General features: G+C 72.5%; 16 protein-coding genes and 1 pseudogene. 4 read left to right on the top strand and 13 right to left on the bottom strand.

What is annotated here, in order from left to right; genetic code table 11:
* Nucleotides 1-105 precede the first annotated feature (105 nt).
* On the top strand, nucleotides 106-1,215 hold the full coding sequence (locus ACIBJH_RS44865; RefSeq protein WP_399122850.1) for a sugar ABC transporter substrate-binding protein: 1,110 nt from the start codon (nucleotides 106-108) through the stop codon (nucleotides 1,213-1,215).
* Nucleotides 1,216-1,254: 39 nt separating this feature from the next.
* Here ACIBJH_RS44865 and ACIBJH_RS44860 read toward each other — a convergent pair whose 3' ends face one another.
* Complete coding sequence (locus ACIBJH_RS44860; RefSeq protein WP_399122758.1) at nucleotides 1,255-2,400, bottom strand: acyltransferase family protein; 1,146 nt, start codon at nucleotides 2,398-2,400, stop codon at nucleotides 1,255-1,257.
* 1,032 nt (nucleotides 2,401-3,432) lie between these two features.
* Between ACIBJH_RS44860 and ACIBJH_RS44855 the strand changes: the two genes are divergently transcribed.
* Complete coding sequence (locus ACIBJH_RS44855) at nucleotides 3,433-3,597, top strand: hypothetical protein (protein ID WP_399122757.1); 165 nt, start codon at nucleotides 3,433-3,435, stop codon at nucleotides 3,595-3,597.
* 13 nt (nucleotides 3,598-3,610) lie between these two features.
* On the opposite strand, the gene ACIBJH_RS44850 is transcribed toward ACIBJH_RS44855, so the two are convergent.
* The 9 genes from ACIBJH_RS44850 to ACIBJH_RS44810 form a co-directional block, all read right to left on the bottom strand.
* Nucleotides 3,611-4,261: a ScbR family autoregulator-binding transcription factor gene (locus tag ACIBJH_RS44850; RefSeq protein WP_399122755.1), complete on the bottom strand. Its 651-nt coding sequence runs from the start codon at nucleotides 4,259-4,261 to the stop codon at nucleotides 3,611-3,613.
* Nucleotides 4,262-4,428: 167 nt separating this feature from the next.
* Entirely contained in the window at nucleotides 4,429-4,866 is a 438-nt protein-coding gene (locus tag ACIBJH_RS44845) for a VOC family protein (protein WP_399122754.1), read from the bottom strand.
* A 129-nt stretch (nucleotides 4,867-4,995) separates the two neighbouring features.
* Nucleotides 4,996-5,244 (bottom strand): ferredoxin, encoded by a 249-nt coding sequence (locus ACIBJH_RS44840; protein ID WP_399122753.1) that lies wholly within the window; start codon nucleotides 5,242-5,244, stop codon nucleotides 4,996-4,998.
* Nucleotides 5,241-6,563 (bottom strand): NADH-ubiquinone oxidoreductase-F iron-sulfur binding region domain-containing protein, encoded by a 1,323-nt coding sequence (locus ACIBJH_RS44835; protein WP_399122752.1) that lies wholly within the window; start codon nucleotides 6,561-6,563, stop codon nucleotides 5,241-5,243. The genes ACIBJH_RS44840 and ACIBJH_RS44835 overlap by 4 nt, the downstream gene beginning before the upstream one ends.
* A complete protein-coding gene (locus tag ACIBJH_RS44830) occupies nucleotides 6,560-7,345 on the bottom strand; it encodes a ferric reductase-like transmembrane domain-containing protein (RefSeq protein WP_399122750.1) in 786 nt (261 codons plus the stop codon). The genes ACIBJH_RS44835 and ACIBJH_RS44830 overlap by 4 nt, the downstream gene beginning before the upstream one ends.
* Nucleotides 7,342-8,535: an FAD:protein FMN transferase gene (locus ACIBJH_RS44825; RefSeq protein ID WP_399122749.1), complete on the bottom strand. Its 1,194-nt coding sequence runs from the start codon at nucleotides 8,533-8,535 to the stop codon at nucleotides 7,342-7,344. The genes ACIBJH_RS44830 and ACIBJH_RS44825 overlap by 4 nt, the downstream gene beginning before the upstream one ends.
* Nucleotides 8,532-8,831 (bottom strand): hypothetical protein, encoded by a 300-nt coding sequence (locus ACIBJH_RS44820; protein ID WP_399122748.1) that lies wholly within the window; start codon nucleotides 8,829-8,831, stop codon nucleotides 8,532-8,534. The genes ACIBJH_RS44825 and ACIBJH_RS44820 overlap by 4 nt, the downstream gene beginning before the upstream one ends.
* Before the next feature lie 92 nt (nucleotides 8,832-8,923).
* Nucleotides 8,924-10,327, bottom strand: a complete 1,404-nt coding sequence (locus ACIBJH_RS44815; RefSeq protein ID WP_399122746.1) for an ATP-binding protein — start codon at nucleotides 10,325-10,327, stop codon at nucleotides 8,924-8,926.
* On the bottom strand, nucleotides 10,324-11,010 hold the full coding sequence (locus tag ACIBJH_RS44810) for a response regulator transcription factor (protein WP_399122744.1): 687 nt from the start codon (nucleotides 11,008-11,010) through the stop codon (nucleotides 10,324-10,326). The genes ACIBJH_RS44815 and ACIBJH_RS44810 overlap by 4 nt, the downstream gene beginning before the upstream one ends.
* A gap of 134 nt (nucleotides 11,011-11,144) precedes the next feature.
* Here ACIBJH_RS44810 and ACIBJH_RS44805 point away from each other — a divergent pair, with 134 nt between their 5' ends.
* On the top strand, nucleotides 11,145-13,511 hold the full coding sequence (locus ACIBJH_RS44805; protein WP_399122742.1) for a heavy metal translocating P-type ATPase: 2,367 nt from the start codon (nucleotides 11,145-11,147) through the stop codon (nucleotides 13,509-13,511).
* Between the two features lie 116 nt (nucleotides 13,512-13,627).
* Nucleotides 13,628-14,143: a DUF2231 domain-containing protein gene (locus ACIBJH_RS44800; RefSeq protein ID WP_399122741.1), complete on the top strand. Its 516-nt coding sequence runs from the start codon at nucleotides 13,628-13,630 to the stop codon at nucleotides 14,141-14,143.
* A 111-nt stretch (nucleotides 14,144-14,254) separates the two neighbouring features.
* Here ACIBJH_RS44800 and ACIBJH_RS44795 read toward each other — a convergent pair.
* From ACIBJH_RS44795 to ACIBJH_RS44785, 3 genes and pseudogenes are all read right to left on the bottom strand, one after another.
* Nucleotides 14,255-15,250: pseudogene (locus tag ACIBJH_RS44795) on the bottom strand (phosphatidylglycerol lysyltransferase domain-containing protein); the annotation flags it as partial.
* Between the two features lie 170 nt (nucleotides 15,251-15,420).
* Entirely contained in the window at nucleotides 15,421-16,092 is a 672-nt protein-coding gene (locus ACIBJH_RS44790; RefSeq protein ID WP_399122740.1) for a hypothetical protein, read from the bottom strand.
* A gap of 170 nt (nucleotides 16,093-16,262) precedes the next feature.
* The gene (locus tag ACIBJH_RS44785; RefSeq protein ID WP_399122738.1) at nucleotides 16,263-16,388 is read right to left on the bottom strand and encodes a hypothetical protein; all 126 of its coding nucleotides are present in this window, start codon (nucleotides 16,386-16,388) and stop codon (nucleotides 16,263-16,265) included.
* Between the last annotated feature and the right edge of the window lie 308 nt (nucleotides 16,389-16,696).

Here is a 16,696-nt window from a genome sequence, read left to right as displayed (position 1 = left end):
GCAAGGACGCGGCCGCGTGCGCCGCGCGAAAGTCACCCCGCTACCCGCTCTCCTTTTAACCGGAAGGCTCCTGACGTGAGCGCTCCTGTCCTGTGTCACACCCCTGTGCGTCGCCTCGCCACAGTCCTGACCGCCTCGGCGTCGGCCCTCGCGCTCACCGCGTGCGGTGTCGTCGACGGCATCGGCGGAAGCGGCAGCTCCGCATCCCCGAAGAAGGGCGACGACATCACGGTGGGCCTGCTCCTGCCCGACAAGGACACCGCACGCTTCGAGGACTTCGACCACCCCGTCATCGAGAAGGAGGTCGCCACCCTCACACACGGCAAGGGCAAGGTCGTCTACGCCAACGCCGAGGCGAGCCAGGACAAGCAGAGCCGCCAGTTCCAGGAGATGGTGGACCAGAAGGTCGACATCATCCTGGTCGACGCGCTGGACGCCAAGGCCATCGCCCCGGACGTCCAGAAGGCGAAGGACGCCGGCATCCCCGTCATCGCCTACGACCGGCTCGCCCAGGGCCCGATCGCCGCGTATGTCTCGCACGACAACGAACTCGTCGGCGAGGTCCAGGGCCGCGCCATCCTGGAGGCGCTCGGCAGCAAGGCGGCCACCAGCAAGATCGTCATGATGAACGGCGACCCCGAGGACACGAACTACGCGAAGTACAAGCAGGGCGCTCTCAGCGAACTTGAGAACAAGGTCCGGATAGCCAAGGAGTACGACACCACCGGGTGGTCGCCGAAGGTCGCCGAGGCGAACATGAAGAAGGCGATCCAGGCGGTCGGCCTCGACAACATCGACGCCGTCTACGCGGCCAACGACGGCCTGGCCGGCGCCGTCATTCAGGCGCTCAAGGACGCGGGCGCCACCAGGATCCCGCCGGTGACCGGCCAGGACGCGAACCTGGACGCGGTGCAGCGGATCGTCTCCGGCGAGCAGTACATGACCGCGTACAAGCCGTTCCTGGAGGAGGCCACCCGCGCCGCGGAGATGGCGGTGTACAAAATCCAGGGCCGGGACATCCAGTTCGACGCGCTGACCCGGGACACGGTCGACAGCCCCACCGAGAAGAAGATCCCCGCGATGCTGGTGCCGGTCGTCTCCCTCACCAAGGACAACATCGAGGACACGGTGATCGCGGACGGCGTCTACTCCGTCAAGGACATCTGCACCGCGAAGTACGCGACGGCCTGCGCGGCGATCGGCCTGCACGGCTGAACCACGGCGACGGTGCTGCGCGGTGTCGCGCAGCACCGGTCACATCGCCGGTGAGCGTCCCGGGACGGCGACGGGTCGCAGCCGCCGTACACGGAACCGTTCACGGCGCATGAGGGGCCGTTCGACGAGGGCGTACGAGGCGAGAGCCGCGAGGAGTGTGGCCGCGAGGCCGACCGGAAGCAGCGGATCGCCCCGCACTCCGAGGTCGTGGAGCAACCGGATGACGGGGTAGTGCCACAAGTACATCCCGTAGCTGAGGTTGCGCCCGATCCACACCGGGGCGGACAGCGACAGCAGACGGGTGGGCCACGCCTCGGGGCACAGGTCCAACGCGGCCACCACGCAGGCCGTCAGCAGAGCGGCGACCAGGAATCCCACCGTGTACCAGACCGGATTCCACCCGCTGACCTCGGTGATCGGGATCTGCCAGGCGATCAGCCCCAGCACCACCAGCGCGGGGCAGCACAGTCGTCCCGCCCAGCGGCGCAACTGCGCCAGCCGGAGATCGTCGGCGCGCAGCCGGGCCAGCACCAGGGCCAACAGGGCGCCGACGAGGAGCTGGTCGGCGCGGGTGTCGGGGCCGTTGTAGATGCGGTGTGCCGCCGAGGGATCCCAGAGCACGGTCCGCCAGAGCACCGGCAGCACGCACAGCACCGCGACCCAGCCCAGCACCGCACGCGCCCTCGCACGCCGGAGCAGCACCAGCAGGAGGAGGGGCCAGGCCAGATAGAACTGCTCCTCCACGCCCAGGGACCAGGTGTGGCTGAGCGGCGCGGTGAGATCCGAGTACGTCCCGGCGTTCCCGGCCCGGACCAGGTTGACGACCGAGCCCGCGGCCAACACCGCCGCCATCCACGCCCCTTGGAACAGCGGCAGCGCGAACGCCACGGACAGGACGGCGGTCACCGCGCACATCACCAGCAGGGCCGGCATCAGCCGCAGCCACCGTCGGCGGTAGAACGACCACAGCCCGATACGGCCGGCACGGGCGTACTCGGTGACCAGCAGCCGGGTGATGACGAATCCGCTGATCGTGAAGAACACGTCCACGCCCACCGAGCCACCGGGAACCAGGTCGGGTTCCACGTGGTAGACGATCACCAGCACGACGGCGACCGTCCGCAGCCCGTCCAGCCCCGCCACCCGCCCACCACCGCGCAGCCCGGACGCAAAGCCCTGTCTCACGTCTCTTGCGTCAGGGCGCTGTCCGGTGGCCTCGTCTACCGCGCTTCGATGGAGGGTGCTCATAACGGCGGCGTCTGCCCAGCCGGACGGGGATCACACAAATTCTCATGTTCCTCATGAAGCGGCGGCACGATCAGGCAGCGCCCCTGCGCAAGCCCTCATCGCAGCCTGCTTGGAACCAGGCCTTCATTCGCCATGCGGGGGCGCAGGCCCGTCCGGCACGGCCTTGAGATCAACGCCTGCGCCTACGACCTCCCCGGCGGCCCGCGACTGACCGCCAACTGGCCCTGGTCACCGGACCAGTTCGACGAGAGCGAGATCCGCCGGCTCGGCCGGCTCCGGGAAACGGCCGTCCACGGCATCGTCCGCCACATGCGGCACCCGCACACCCGAGGCCCTGGAAGCCGCCCACCCCGCACTGGAGGACGTCCTCCCGCCGACTCCGGACCAGAGGGTCGGATTCATCGGAACCGAGGCACTGCCACGTCCCGTGCAGTGGGCCGTCCATCTCGGGGGAGACCTCGACCCCGAGAGACTGCGTACGGCGATCACCGAGGGGGAGAACGGTCTCGTCCACTTCGTCGTCGCCGACGAGACCCAGGCCCGTCCTCCGCTGCTCCGCTTCACCCTCCTCCGCCTCGGAGCGGACGAGCACCGCCTCGTCATGACCAACGACCACCGTGTGCTGGACGGTTGGTCCTTCCCCGTCCTGCTCGGGCCTGGCTCAGGTTTCCTCCTGTCGAAGCTACTTCGAGGAACTGACAGCGGCGCTGACCGACATCGCCGGCCGGCACGGCATGACAGTGGGTACGGTCTTCCAGGGAGCCTGGGCCGCCGTGCTCGGCCGGGCGATCGGCGAGGAGGACGTCGTCCGCCGGCGAACCTCACCCTGCTGCGGGTCCGACTCGACAGCGAAAGGCCCTTCATCGAGGTACTGACCCGGCTTCGCGACGAGCAGGCGGAGCTGCTGGCACACCAACACCTGCCGCCGATGGACGTGTTGGCGGCCACTGGAATGTCGCCCTGAACCCCATGCTCTACCCCGGATCGCCCTGCACGATGGTGGTGCGACACCAGCCGAAACAACTCGACGAGACCCAAGTCCGGGACATGTGCGCGCAGTTCACCGATCTGCCGACGGCCGTGGCAGCCGCCCAGGACCTCCCGCTCGCCACCCTCTGGCCCGCCCACCGGTAGGGGCCGCCCAGCATCAGGCCGTGTCGGTCTGTGTCTCGGTGTGGACGACGAGGGCGCGTTGCGGACTGAGGTCGAGGGAGGTGAGGACGGACGAGTGCACGACGGAGGGCAGGGTGTGACGGAGGAGGGCGGAGGTGGCGTGAGGGAGGTTCTGGTAGGCGGTCGTCGCCTGGGACATCGCCTGTATGCCGGCGAAGGCCCCGACGAGGACCTCGGCCGTCTCGACCGGGTCGACGTGGGGGAGGAGTTCGCCCTGGCTCCGGGCCTTGTCGAGCAGGTCGGTGACGAGGGAGGTCCAGTGGTGGAACGGGCCGGTGCGGTCGACGCCGTCGGCACGCTGATCGAGAGCGAGCCGGGCGCCTGCCCGCACCATGGGGTCGGTCTGCAGGTGGTAGGCGTGGAGCATGGCCGTGTCGACGAGCTCCTGGGTCTTGCAGGGGCGGTCGGGGACGGCGAGGTTGTCGTTCTGCCCGGCGAGGACGCCTTCGGCGAGCTGTTCCTTCGACTTGAAGTGGAAGTACAGGGCGCCCTTGGTGACATTGGCGGCGGTGAGGATCTCGCTGATCGTGGCCGCCTGGTATCCGCGCTCCTCGAAGACGCCGGCCGCGGCGACAAGGATGGTGCGGCGGGTACGGATCGCCCGGTCCTGCTTGGGTCCTGCCATGGGCCGGCGCCTTTCGTTACGCGTGAGCTGCGCAGTCCAACTCGGTAAAAATACCGTCCAGTTCGTATAGTCTACGGCGCTCCGCAACTCGCTGGTGAGCCCGTGGCGGGCCTGTTGAGAGCGGGAACGTCGTCAACAGGCGTGTGTCGGCTGGTTTTCCGTACCGGTCATGCCGTTTGTCGAACCCTGTTCGGCCAGTCGGTCGCCCTTGGAGGTGCGCTGCTCCGTCCGTCGGGCCGCCCGCTCAGCTCGGCGTCCAGCGTCTCCCGGGCCACGCGCGCCCGGCCGCCGGCTTCGACCGCGCGGGAGGACGTCCTGTCCGCGTCCGCGACGAAAACGCGCAGCAGACTTGGCATGGCCGGCCGGTCCGCGTACCGGTCGAAGGCCGGCACGACGGTCTCGCCGACGTGGATCTCCTCATGGCCGATCAATCCGTCCTCGGTCGCCACCCGCCCGAGTTCTTCACCGCCGAACGCCTGGGTGGCGAAGTCGAGGAACGCTCCGGTGTCGTCGGTGACGATCCAGGGCGCGACGGTGGTGTAGTCCTGGCTGGATCTTGCCTGGTGGTTCCAGACACTGACTCGATGTGTGAAACCGCCAGGCAAGGGCAGGTACTGCTCCGCGCTCGGTCCATACCGTGCGGGCCTCCGCCGCCTCGTCCGCTCACGCATCGCTCACGCACGGCGAGCCGCCGAGCAGCGGCTTCGTACGTCCGCGGGTGCCCTTGATGCGGCTCAGGGGCGATCGGGCGGGGGCGCGGGCACGCGGTTGAGGCGGAGCGCCATCACCGGACAGGCGGCGACCGCGCGTCGGGCGTGGGGGAGCAGTTCGGCCGGGACCGTGGCGCTGTGGAGCACGGGGTAGCCCCATTCGTCCAGGCCGACCAGTTCGGGTACCAGTTCGGCGCAGAGGCCGTGTCCGTCGCAGGCGGCGAAATCGACGGCCAGTACGTGAACCTGGGCTTCGGCTGGGGCGCGGGTCATCGCCATTCCTCCTCCTCGGGGGGCCGGGGTGCGGGCACGGGCAGGACGAGGGGGCCGTAGGCGGCACGGCACGGCCCTGTGTGTACGTGCTGGTGGACGTCGTCGGCGAAGACCCGCAGCGCGGAGGCGGCCAGCCGTGCTCCACCGTCGGGATGGCTGCACGCGCCGCGTCCCGGGAGCAGCCCGAGGCGGTGGTGGAGCCGGTCGATCCGCTGGGCATCGGCGCTGCCCCGGGCGAGCGCGGCGAAGTCCTCGGCGACGGCCGGCAGCCCGAACCGGCACGGCCCGCACTGTCGGGCACTCTGCGCGGCGAGGTACGCCAGCGCGGCTGCCGTCTCGGCGAGGCCGCAGGTGCCTTCGGGCAACGCCACCAGGACACCCGCGCCGCGTTCGAGGGCCGTGGTGCTCAGCGGCACCGGCAGCCAGCTGCCGAAGAAGCCGCCCGCGAGCACGGCGCAGAGCCGTCCCTGAGGGCCGCCGGCCCGGGCCAGGGCCGTGGGCACCGGACTGCCCGCCGGGATCTCGTACACCCCCGGGTGCCGGACGGCGCCCGAGACCGTGACCAGCGTGCTGCCTGGTGCCCGGGGACTGCCGCTCTCGCGGAACCAGGCGGAGCCGTAGCGGGCGATCAGCGCGAGGTGGGCCAGGGTCTCCACGTTGCCGATCAGCGTGGGCCGTTTGCCGACGCCCTTCTCGAAGGGGCGCGGTGGGGTCGCGAGGGGGCGGGCGTCGCCGCCGTTCAGCCAGCTCACCAGGGACGTCTCCTCGCTGGAGACGAAGTGGTGGGGCAGGGTGTGGACCTTCACCGGTACCGGGTCGAGCCGGGCGCGGCGCCGCTCGGCGACCGCCGCGGTGAGCTGGTCCGCCTGCGTCGCCCGGGTGCGGGGCACGCACAGGTGCACCACGTTCGCGCCGACCGCGACGGCGGCCAGCACCGCGCCGTCCAGGACGAGGTGCGGGGCGAGAGAGAGCAGCACCTCGTCCTTGTGGCTGGCGGGCTCGCTCTCCATGCCGTTGGCGACGACCACGGCAGGGCTCCCCGCCCCGGCGACCGAGCGGAGTTTGCGGCCGGTGGGGAAGCCCCCGCCGCCCCGGCCGGTGAGCCCGGCTTCCTCAACGGCGCGTACCAGCGGCATGGAGGCCCCGCGACTGCGTGCCGAGGACAGCGGGAGCGGGCCGTACCGGCCGAGATGTTCGGTCAGGTCGGCGGTCCGGCCGGTGTCGTACCAGCCTTGGAGCAGGCGTTCGCCGTAAGGCCCGCCAGGGGCCGCCGCATGTTCTCCGGCGAGTACGGTCCCGGCCCCGGTGTCGGAGTTCATTCGGCGTCGTCTCCCTCGTGTTCGGCTTGCTGATCGGACTGCTGCTGTGGGGTCGGCGACTGATGGGGTACCGCCGGGGCGGTGGGCGACGCCGGGGCCTGTGCCATGCCGCCGGCGCGGTGTGCCCAGCCGGGCCGCAACGGGCCGTCGGCCAGGAACGCGACCAGTGCCACGGGCACCAGCACCAGGGCCGCCGTCGCCCACCGTCGCACCCGGACCGCTCCCGCTCCGGCCCGGACCAGCCGCCACCACACAGCGGCCACGACGGTCAGCAGACAGCCCGCGTACAGCACCAGCTGCGGGCCCAGACGGGTGTCCGTGCCGGTGCCGGCCGCGTGGAAGAGCGCCACCGGCCAGGACACGTACGCCAGCCAGTGCACAGCCTTCCAGCGGCGCAGGCCCAGGCGTCCGCGGACCGCGCTGGTCACCGCGACCGCCAGCAGCAGGTCGAGCGCCACCGCGCCCAGGCCCACCCACAGCGGACGGTAGGAGGCCACGAACGGCACGAACGCCGTCGGCCAGGTGAGATGGGCGTAGCTGTCCGCGATGGCGGTGACGATGTGCATCCCCAGGAAGGCCAACGTGAGCAGCGACAGGTTGCGGTGCAGCGCGGACACCTCGAACCGGCCCAGGCGCACCGGCGCGTACCGTCCCGCCGTCGCGATGCCGAGCGCGACCGTCGCGGTCAGCAGGACCAGCGAGACGGTGCCGCCGGCCCGGGTGGCGTACCAGAGCGGGCTGGGGCCGGAGGTTCCCGCGGCGAGCAGGACGGCGCCGTTCATCGGGCGCCTCCCTCGGCGGGCCAGGCTCCCAGGCGCAGCACGCTTCCGTCCGTGCGGACCAAGCGGGCCGGCAGGCCGGTGCCGCGCAACCAGTCGAGGGCGCGTTCGCCGAGGACCAGCGCGGCGGTGGTCGCGGTGTTGGCGTCCACACAGCTGCCCGCGGCGACACTGACGGTGCGCCAGACGGGCGGCGGGACGTCGCCGGTGGCCGGGTCGACGATGTGGTGGAGGGTCCGGCCGCCGCGCCGCCAGGTCCGTACGGTGGTGCCGGACGTGGCGAGACCACCGTCACGGATCGAGACGACCGGAGGTCGGGGGCCGGAGTCCGGGGCCGCGTGGTTGTCGGTGGTCGCAGGCTGCGGACCGGTGTGCGGGGCCGTGTGGCGATCGGCGGTCGCGGCCTGCGTACCCGCGTTCGAGGCTGTGCGGTCGTCCGTGATCCCGGCCCGCCAACCGCCCTCCGGGCCCGCATGGTTGTCGGCGATGGCGACGCGCCAGCCGCCGGCCGGCGGTTCACCCGCCGCCGACAGGTCGCCGCCGAGGTTGACCAGGACTCCGCAGCCCACCGCGGCGGCGGCGCGGTGGGCCGCACGATCCGCGGCCAGGGCCTTGGCCGTGGCGCCGAGGTCGAGCGCTGTACCGGCGGGAAGGCGCAGCAGCCGTAGAGCCGGGTCCCAGCGGACGGACCGCCAGCCGGCTGCGGGCCGGAGCGCGGTCGCGGGACCGGCGTCGTCGGGCCGTCGCGCGGCCACCTCGGCGAAGGTGCGGTCGTAGCCGAGTGCCACGACCGCCGGGCCCACGGTGGGGTCGACGGCTCCGTCGGTGAGTTCGGCGGCGCGCAGGGCCACCTCCACGGCCTCGGCGAGCAGCGCGCTCACCGGTACGGGCCCGCGGCCCGCGGTGGAGTTGACCCGGGACAGCTCGGAGTCGGGACGGAACCGGCTGCACGCGGCGTCGATGGCGGCCAGCTCGGCCCGCAGGATCAGCAGCGCGTCGTCGGCGCGGGCCGGGTCCGCGGTCAGCAGTACGGCGGTGGTGCCCAGCGCGGAGAAGACCGCGGTCGCGGGCTCGGCGACGGCCGAAGCGGCGAAGGCGGGAGGAGTGGTGACCGTACGACCGGTCGCCGCCGGGAGGGCGGCGCCCGTACCGCCTCCGACTCGGCCGCGTGCGCCCGCCGACGTCGCGCTCACGACGCACCCGACTGGGTCTGCGGCGCCTGCCCGGTCGGCGCGGGCGCCTGCCCTGCGGGCTGGAGGCCACCGCTCGTGCCCGTACTGGTGCCGCTGCCGTGCTGGGCGGCCCCGGTCGGCAGGGGGATGCCGGGGAGCGCGTGCGCGTATCCGGCGCCCAGTACGGCGGTGCCCGCGACGGCCGCGGCGGCCACCCAACGGGTCGTCACGCTCACCCGGCGCAGTCCTCGTTCACGGCGCCGGACGGCATCGCGCACGGTTCGGTCGGCGGCTGCGGGCCGCTCGGGAAGAGGCATGGTTGAACTCCTCGCTGGGAGGTCGGTTTGTCCCACCACCCAGGCTGCCCGGTGGCCCGTCGGGAGCCGGTTCAGGAGTTCTTCAGAAGCGGTTAAGATCCCGCCCGCAGGCCGCGGGACGGCCCCCGCGACGGCGGCGCGGGCAGCTCCAGCACTACGGTCAGCCCCCCGCCGGCCGTGTCTTCGAGCCGTACGGTGCCGCCGTTGGCGGTGACCAGCCGGTGCACGATGGCCAGCCCCAGGCCGCTGCCGGACGCGTCCGGATTGCCGAACCTCCGGAAGGCCGCCTCGCGTGCCGCCGCGCTCATCCCGGGACCGTCGTCCACCACCCGCAGCAGCACGCCGTCGCGCGTCGGCTTCCCCTCGACGCGTACGGCCGCTCCCTCGCCCACCGCGTCCAGGGCGTTGGCGACCAGGTTGTCGATCACCTGCTCCAGATCCCCCGATCCCAGGTACGCCGTGAGCTCGGCGCCGCAGCGGCCGACGAGCGAGATCTGCCGCTCCCGTGCCACCGGCTCCCAGGCTGTGACCCGCTCGTCGACCACCTGGTCGACCCGGACCGGCACCGGCCTGGGCACCGCGGTCTCCGCGCGGGCCACCGCGAGCAGCCCGTCCACCAGCCGGGACAGCCGGGCGATCTCCTCCTGCGCACCGGCGAACTCCGCCGCCGTCGCCTCGTCGGCGCCCGCCGCCAGCAGGTCGAGCCGTAGCCGCAGCGCGGTCAACGGTGTCCGCAACTGGTGCGAGACATCGGCGACGACCGCCCGATGTCCGTGGATGAGGGCCTCCATCCGGGCCGCCATGGTGTTGAAGGTCGAGGCGAGCCTGCGTACCTCCTGCGGGCCGTGCCCGCCCGGCGCCCGTACGTCGAGTGCGCCTTCGCCCAGCCGCAGCGCGGCGGCGTCCACGGCCCGCAGCGGGCGTCCGACCCAGCGGGCCAGGGCCACCGCCACCAGCCCGCCCGCCACCAGACCACCGGCGCCGATCAGGGCCAGCCGCCCCCACATCGCGCTGATCCGGTCGTTCGTGCTCTCCGCCGACCGGGACAGCACCGCCACCCCGACCGGACGGGCGGTGTCGCCGATGGGCACGGCGACGACCAGCCGGTCGTCCCGCTCGCGTGTGGCCGTCTCCGGGTGGGCGAGCACCTGGTGCGCCAGGTCGCCCCAACTGTCGGCGGCCTCGTCCTCCGTGTCGCCGTCGCCTGTCTGCCCGGGACATTCGGTGGCCGCAACGACGTGTCCCGCCGTGTCGAAGACGGCGGCGCAGTCTCCGGCCCGCTCGGCCTGTTCCAGCAGCTGCCGCATGGAGGCGGCGGAACGGTGGTCCGAGAGGTGCTCCTCGGCCGCGGCGGCGATCGTCCGGTCCACCGCCTCGGTCGTGTCCCGGAAAGAGGTGCGCTCACGCTGTGACAGGGACAGCCCGAGCGGCACCACCGCCAGCACCAGCAGCGTGACGATCAGCGCGATGAAGGCCAGTGCGATACGCCGGGTCATCGCGCACCGGCGTCCGGGTCCTGGCCCGGCTCGGGCCTGCCGAGGCGGAATCCCCGGCCGTACACGGTCTCCACCAGTCCCGGTACGCCGAGCTTGCGGCGCAGCGCCGCGATGTGCACGTCCAGCACCTTGGTGGGGCCGTACCAGTGCGCGTCCCAGGCGCGTTCCAGGACCTCCTGTCGGGTGACCACCCGTCCCGGGTCGGCGGCCAGACACTCCAGGATGTCGAACTCCTTCGGCGTGAGGGCGACTTCGCGGCCGTCGACGGTCACTTTGCGGGTCCGCGGGTCCACCGCGAGGGGGCCGTGCCGCAGCAACTCGGAGTCGGACGGCCGGACGCGGCGCAGCACGGCCCGGATCCGCGCCAGCAGCTCCGCCAGGCCGAACGGTTTGACCAGGTAGTCATCGGCGCCCTCGTCCAGGGCCGCGACCCGGTCTGCCTCCTCGCCGCGCGCCGTCACCACGATGATCGCCGCCCGGGAACGGCTCCGCAGCCGGCGGCAGACCTCGACACCGTCAAGGTCGGGCAGTCCCAGGTCCAGCAGTACCACATCGGGTTCAGGGTCCGCGACCAGTGCTTCCCGCCCGGTGGCGACGCTGCGCGCCCGGTACCCGGCCCGCTCCAGCCCCAGCACCAGGGAGGCAGCGATCCCCGGGTCGTCCTCGACCACCAGCACATGCACGCCGACATCCTACGATTCCGCCGCCCCTGCCCGAATTGGCCGACCGGCCTGTCGTTGTGGACCGTTCGGCCCTGCCGTCCCGTGCGGTGTGCGCGGTTGCATGGACACCCGGGGATGCTGTCGCGCCCGGCGGCATGCATGTCCGGAGAAGCCGGAGGTCCGCTGCCGTGTCAGAGAGGGGAGCCGCCGGAGACGGGCAGGAGCGGCAGGCCCGGAGCGTCCGTGAACTACTCGAACCGGCCCTGCTGGCCGTGACGGCGACCGCCCTGCTCAGCGGCGGAATCGCCTGGGCGGCCGGGAGTCAGGACGTCGCCGACGCCTGCTGGGCGGCCGGCACGGTGGTGGCCGTCGTTCCCGCCGTGGCCTGGGTCCTGGCCGCGGTGCGGAAGGGACGGGCCGGCGTCGACCTGATCGCGGTGCTGGCGCTGGCCGGGACCCTGGCGGTCGGCGAGTACCTGGCGGGTGCGCTGATCGCGCTGATGCTGGCGACCGGGCGGGCGCTGGACGCCGCGGCCGAGCGCCGGGCCTCGCACGACCTGCGGGCCCTGCTGGAGCACGCCCCCCGCTCGGCCCGCCGCCGGACCGGCCGTGAGGTGACCGTGGTCCCGCTCGCCGAGGTCGTCGTCGACGACGTGCTCGTGGTCGGCCCGGGAGACGTGGTCCCCGTCGACGGCAACATCCTGGCCGGTACGGCGGAACTCGACGAGTCCGTGCTGACCGGCGAGTCCGCCCAGATCGAGCGAGGCACCGGCGAGCCCGTACGCAGCGGCGTCGTCAACGCGGGCGGCGTCTTCGAACTCCGCGCGACCGCCACCGCGCAGGACAGCACGTACGCGGAGATCGTACGGCTGGCTCAGCACGCGGGCGCGGAACGGGCACCGACCGTGCGGTTGGCGGAGCGTTACGCGGCATGGTTCCTGCCGCTGTCGCTGGGGTTGGCCGGTGTCGCCTGGCTGCTGAGCGGGTCCGCCGTCCGCGCGGTCGCCGTCCTTGTCGTGGCGACGCCCTGCCCGCTGCTGCTCGCCGCACCGGTCGCGGTCGTCTCGGGACTGTCGCGGGCGGCCCGCCGCGGTGTCATCGTCCGGGACGGTGGAGCGCTGGAGCGCCTGGGTCGGGCCCGCACCCTGGTGATCGACAAGACCGGCACCCTGACGGTCGGCCGACCGCATGTCCTGGCGGTCGCCGCCGCCCCCGGGCGGTCGCCGTCCGAGGTGCTGCGGCTGGCCGCATCGCTCGACCAGGTCTCCGCGCATGTGCTGGCCGAGGCGATCGTCCGCGAAGCACGGGCCCGGGGCCTCGCGCTGTCCGTGCCCGTCGACGCCACGGAGGAACCAGGGCGCGGCCCCTCGGGCACAGTGGACGGCCTGCATCTCGGCGTCGGCAAGTCCGGTGTTCCGCAGGCGGCCCTCCCCGACTGGGCCCACGCCGTGGACAACCGGGCCGTTCTCGACGGGGCCGCCATCGCCTGGCTCACCATCGACGACGCGCTCGCCGGTGCGGTCCTGCTCCAGGACCCGCTGCGCCACGACGCCCCGCGCACGGTCCGCCGACTGCGGTCGGCGGGGCTGACCCGGCTGCTCATGCTCACCGGTGACCGCGCCGAACCCGCCCGCGAGGTGGGAGCCGTCCTGGGCCTCGACGACGTCCGAGCCGGTCAGCTTCCCGCCGACAAGGTCGCGGCGGTACAGGAGGAACACGCGCGGGCCGTCACCGTCATGGTGGGCGACGGTGTCAACGACGCGCCCGCGCTGGCCGCCGCCGACATCGGCGTGGCCATGGGCGCCCGCGGCTCCTCCGCGACCTCCGAAGCCGCCGACATCGTCCTCACGACCGACCGGGTCGACCGCCTCGCCGACGCCATGGAGATCGCCGTACGGGCCCGCCGGATCGCGGTCCAGAGCGCCGCGGGCGGCATGGCGATGTCACTGGTCGCCATGATCGCGGCCCTCCTGGGCTGGCTGCCGCCCGCCGTCGGAGCCCTTCTCCAGGAAGGCATCGACGTCGCCGTCATCCTCAACGCTCTGCGCGCACTGCTGCCGGCCCGTGGCGCCGGTACCGCTCTCGAACCGGACGCCGAGGACCTCATCCACCGTTTCGCGGCCGAGCACGACGACCTCAGGGACGCCCTGGACGCCATCCGTGAAGCCGCCGGCCTGCTCTCCGCGCAGGACGGTCCGCGCTCGCTGGCCGCCGTGCGCCACGTCGACCACCTGCTCACCACCCGGCTGCTCCCGCACGAATACGCGGAGGAACACCAGCTCTACCCGGCCCTGAACAGACAACTGGGGGGCCCGGAGACCACCGAGACCATGAGCCGGGCCCACACCGAGATCGCCCGCCTGTCCCGACGCGTCACGACCCACCTCCGCATGGCGGACGAGACTGGCGCGCTGAAGCCGGAACAGATCGACGACCTGCGCGCCTGCCTGTACGGGCTCCATTCCGTTCTCCGCCTGCACTTCAGCCAGGAGGAGGAGAGCTACTTCTCACTCGCTCCCTGAGCCGGACCACCTGGCACCCATGCGGTCAGTGAGCCTGGCGGGACTCAGAGGCAACTGAGAGTTCCCTGTGAAAAATTGCGCCGTGGTACCCCCAACACCTCCTGGAGAAAGCCCAAATGAGTCTCACTGTTGTCAACGGACTGCCCGCGCACGTCCTGTTCGTACACTTCGTCATCGTGCTCGTACCCCTGAGCGCCCTGGCACTCGTGGTGTGCGCGGCCTGGCCCGCAGGTGCCCGGCGGCTCGGCCTGCTGCTGCCGATCCTCGCGCTCGTGACGCTGGCCAGCGTTCCGGTGGCCACCCACGCGGGGGAGTGGCTGGAACAGCACGTCGGCAGCAACCCGTTGGTGCGCAAGCACGCCGAACTCGGCGACGGCCTGCTCCCGTGGGCTCTCGGCCTCTTCGTGATCTCGGCCGTCGTCTGGTGGACGGCCCGCCGCTCAGCACCCGCCGCGGACGGCACGGCGGGTGCCTCATGGTCGCCCTCGGTACTGGTTCGGGGCGCGGTCGTGGCTGTTTCCCTCGCTGTCGCGGTCGGCGCCGTGGTGGACGTCTACCGGATCGGCGACTCGGGCGCCAAGGCCGCCTGGAAAGACAACTACTCCAAGACGGCCACACAGAACGGCGGCTGACAGGACGAGGCCGACGGTGCGCCCGGAATCCGCCGGACCGGCAGTGGTACTGCCGTCGAGGTGAACTCGGGCGGGATCCGGTCCGGCACGGACTTGCCCGCCGCGCGTTCGTCAGTCGGGTGACGGCGTGCTCGTCGGCAACGGACCGCTTCCCAGTGGCGGTCGGGAACTCTCGCCGGATGTCCGATGCCGACGGCGGCGGCCGAGTTCCGGCAGCGCGGGCAGGGCGAGGAATCCCTCGGCGCGGGCGGCGGCGAACCCGATGCGGGGCAGTTCGTCGGCCGTCTCGAACAGGAGATGGCGCGGCTCCCGCACGGGCTGGTACTTGGCGTTGGCACGGTAGAGCGATTCCAGCTGCCACCAGCGGCACAGGAAGGTCAGCACGGAACACCACGGACGCAGCACGGGCCCGGCCCCCAGCCGGGAGCCGCGCTCGAAGACCGCTCGGAACACGGCGAAGTTCAGCGACACCCGCTCCACGCCGAACTCCTGCGCAGGCAGGGGCAGTTCGATGACCATGAACTCGATCAGACCGTTCTGGGAGCTGCGGTCCCGGCGCATCAGATCCAGCGACAGCCCCTTCTCGCCCCACGGTACGAAGCTGAGGACGGCCCGCGGTCGTGCCGCACTGTCGTGGCACTCCAGCATGACGCAACGGCCGTCCAGCGGATCACCGAGCCGCCCCAGGGCCATCGAGAAGCCTCGCTCCGTCTCCCCGTCCCGCCAGTGGTCCGCCCTGTCGACCAAGGTGGCCATGTCGCACTCCGGGATGTCCTCGTGGCGACGGACGCGCACGGTGTACCCGGCTCGGCGGACACGGTTGTGCGCCTGGCGCACGCCACGCATCGCACGCCCCTCCAGGGTGAAGTCGGCACGGTCCACGATGGCTTCGTCGCCCAACTCCAGGGCGTCCAGACCATGCCGGGCATAGATGGTGCCCGCTTCCTCGCTCGCTCGCTCTCGTCACGGCCGGCGTCCACGCGTGCCGGCGCGCCTCGTGCAGCCACACCTCGATCGCGCCGGGCCACGCCTCGGGTCGCCCATGGGGTCGCCGGAGGCCAGGGCCACGCCGCCCACGATCCGGTAGGTGATCGCCGCCTTCCCGCTCACCGTGCCGGGCCAGCGGCGCGCGCAGCCGTCGGACGGAACGACCTCTTAGGGAATGCGTTCGAGTCAGGATCTCAGTTGGGTCAGGGCCAGCGGGCAGGGATGGCGGGGCCGTCCGTCCGTTGAAGTGTTCGGTCCGGACGGCGCCCGTCGAAGGTGTCTGTCAGCTCTCAGGACCAAGTGATGATGACGGCCCCACTGGCGCCCTCGGCTCCTGCGCCGCCCTTGTCACCCGCAGCACCGTAGCTCCCCTGGGAGCCGTGCACGCACTCACTGACCGCTGTCCCCAGGTTGGGGTCGTAGCAGCCGCCCTTTCCGCCGTGACCACCGTATCCGCCGCGGCCACCTGTTCCGCCCGCGCCGCCCGCGCCGTAGGTCGCCACCGCGCCCTCCCCGGACGCCCCGCCCGCACCCCCACTGCCGCCACTGCCACCGGTTGTCATACCGTTCTGGATCCCCTCCCCCCGCTGCCCGGCCGCCCCGGCCTCGCCGGCCGCCCCCACACCACCGGTCTTGCCGTCCGGGCCGCTCTTGTTCGTCCATGCGCTCTTGCAGTCGAAGTAGTTGGTGATGGCGTTGCGCCCTTCTCCGCCGTCGCCGCCCTGCCCGGTGCCGGTCGCGCCGGCGCCCCCGCCACCGGCGCCGCCGCTGCCACTACGCCCGCCGGTGCCGGGCTTGCCGACCCAACCGCCTCTGGCCTCAAGCCTGTTCACGAAGGAGGACTCCCCAGTGGACAGCGTGTCGATGGCCGGCCGTCCCGTTTCGCCGCTCTTCCCGTCGCTGCCGCCACCAGCGACCAAGGGCGCCCCGCTGCCACCTTCGCCCCAGGTTTCTCCCGTCATGCCACCGGCTCCTCCGCCCGCACCGGCGCCCCCCTTGCCGACGGTGATACTCAGGAAGGTGACGTCTTTCTGGAGCAGGCACTCCAGGTGTGCACCGCCACCACCGCCCCCGCCTGCTCCGCCGCCCGCGCCGCCCCCGCCCCCGCCACCACCACCGCCCGCGTTCGCGTTCAGGGAGCTCCTGCCGCCACCCCCACCGCCGCCGCCACCCCCACCGCCGCCTCCGCCGCCTCCGCCGCCTCCGCCGCCTCCGCCGCCTCCGCCGCCTCCGCCGCCTCCGGCAGCCCCACTGCCACCGCCGCCTCCACCGCCACCGGCTCCGTAGATGTCGACGACGACCTTCGTCGCCCCACTGGGCGCCTGCCACGTATACGTGCCCGGGGTCAGGAACTCCTTCTTGTTCTCTGCGGCCGCGTGGACCGGAGCGCCCATACCCAGCGGCATCAGCGAACCGGTCAGGGCCAGCGCCACCGCGGCGGCACGAAGACCACGGTGCCGGGGGAGGGAAGCATCCGCGAGCTGGAGATGGAGCGTGATGTGTGCAAGCGATTCGTGGCCTTGTGGGTGAAGTAGCTGACGCGGACCCGGCCGTGGCGGTCGGGGT

It is taken from the genome of Streptomyces sp. NPDC050548 (assembly GCF_044457385.1).
GTDB lineage: Bacteria > Actinomycetota > Actinomycetes > Streptomycetales > Streptomycetaceae > Streptomyces.
Note: the sequence above shows the minus strand (reverse complement) of the source record. Positions and strands in the feature narration are given on the sequence as shown.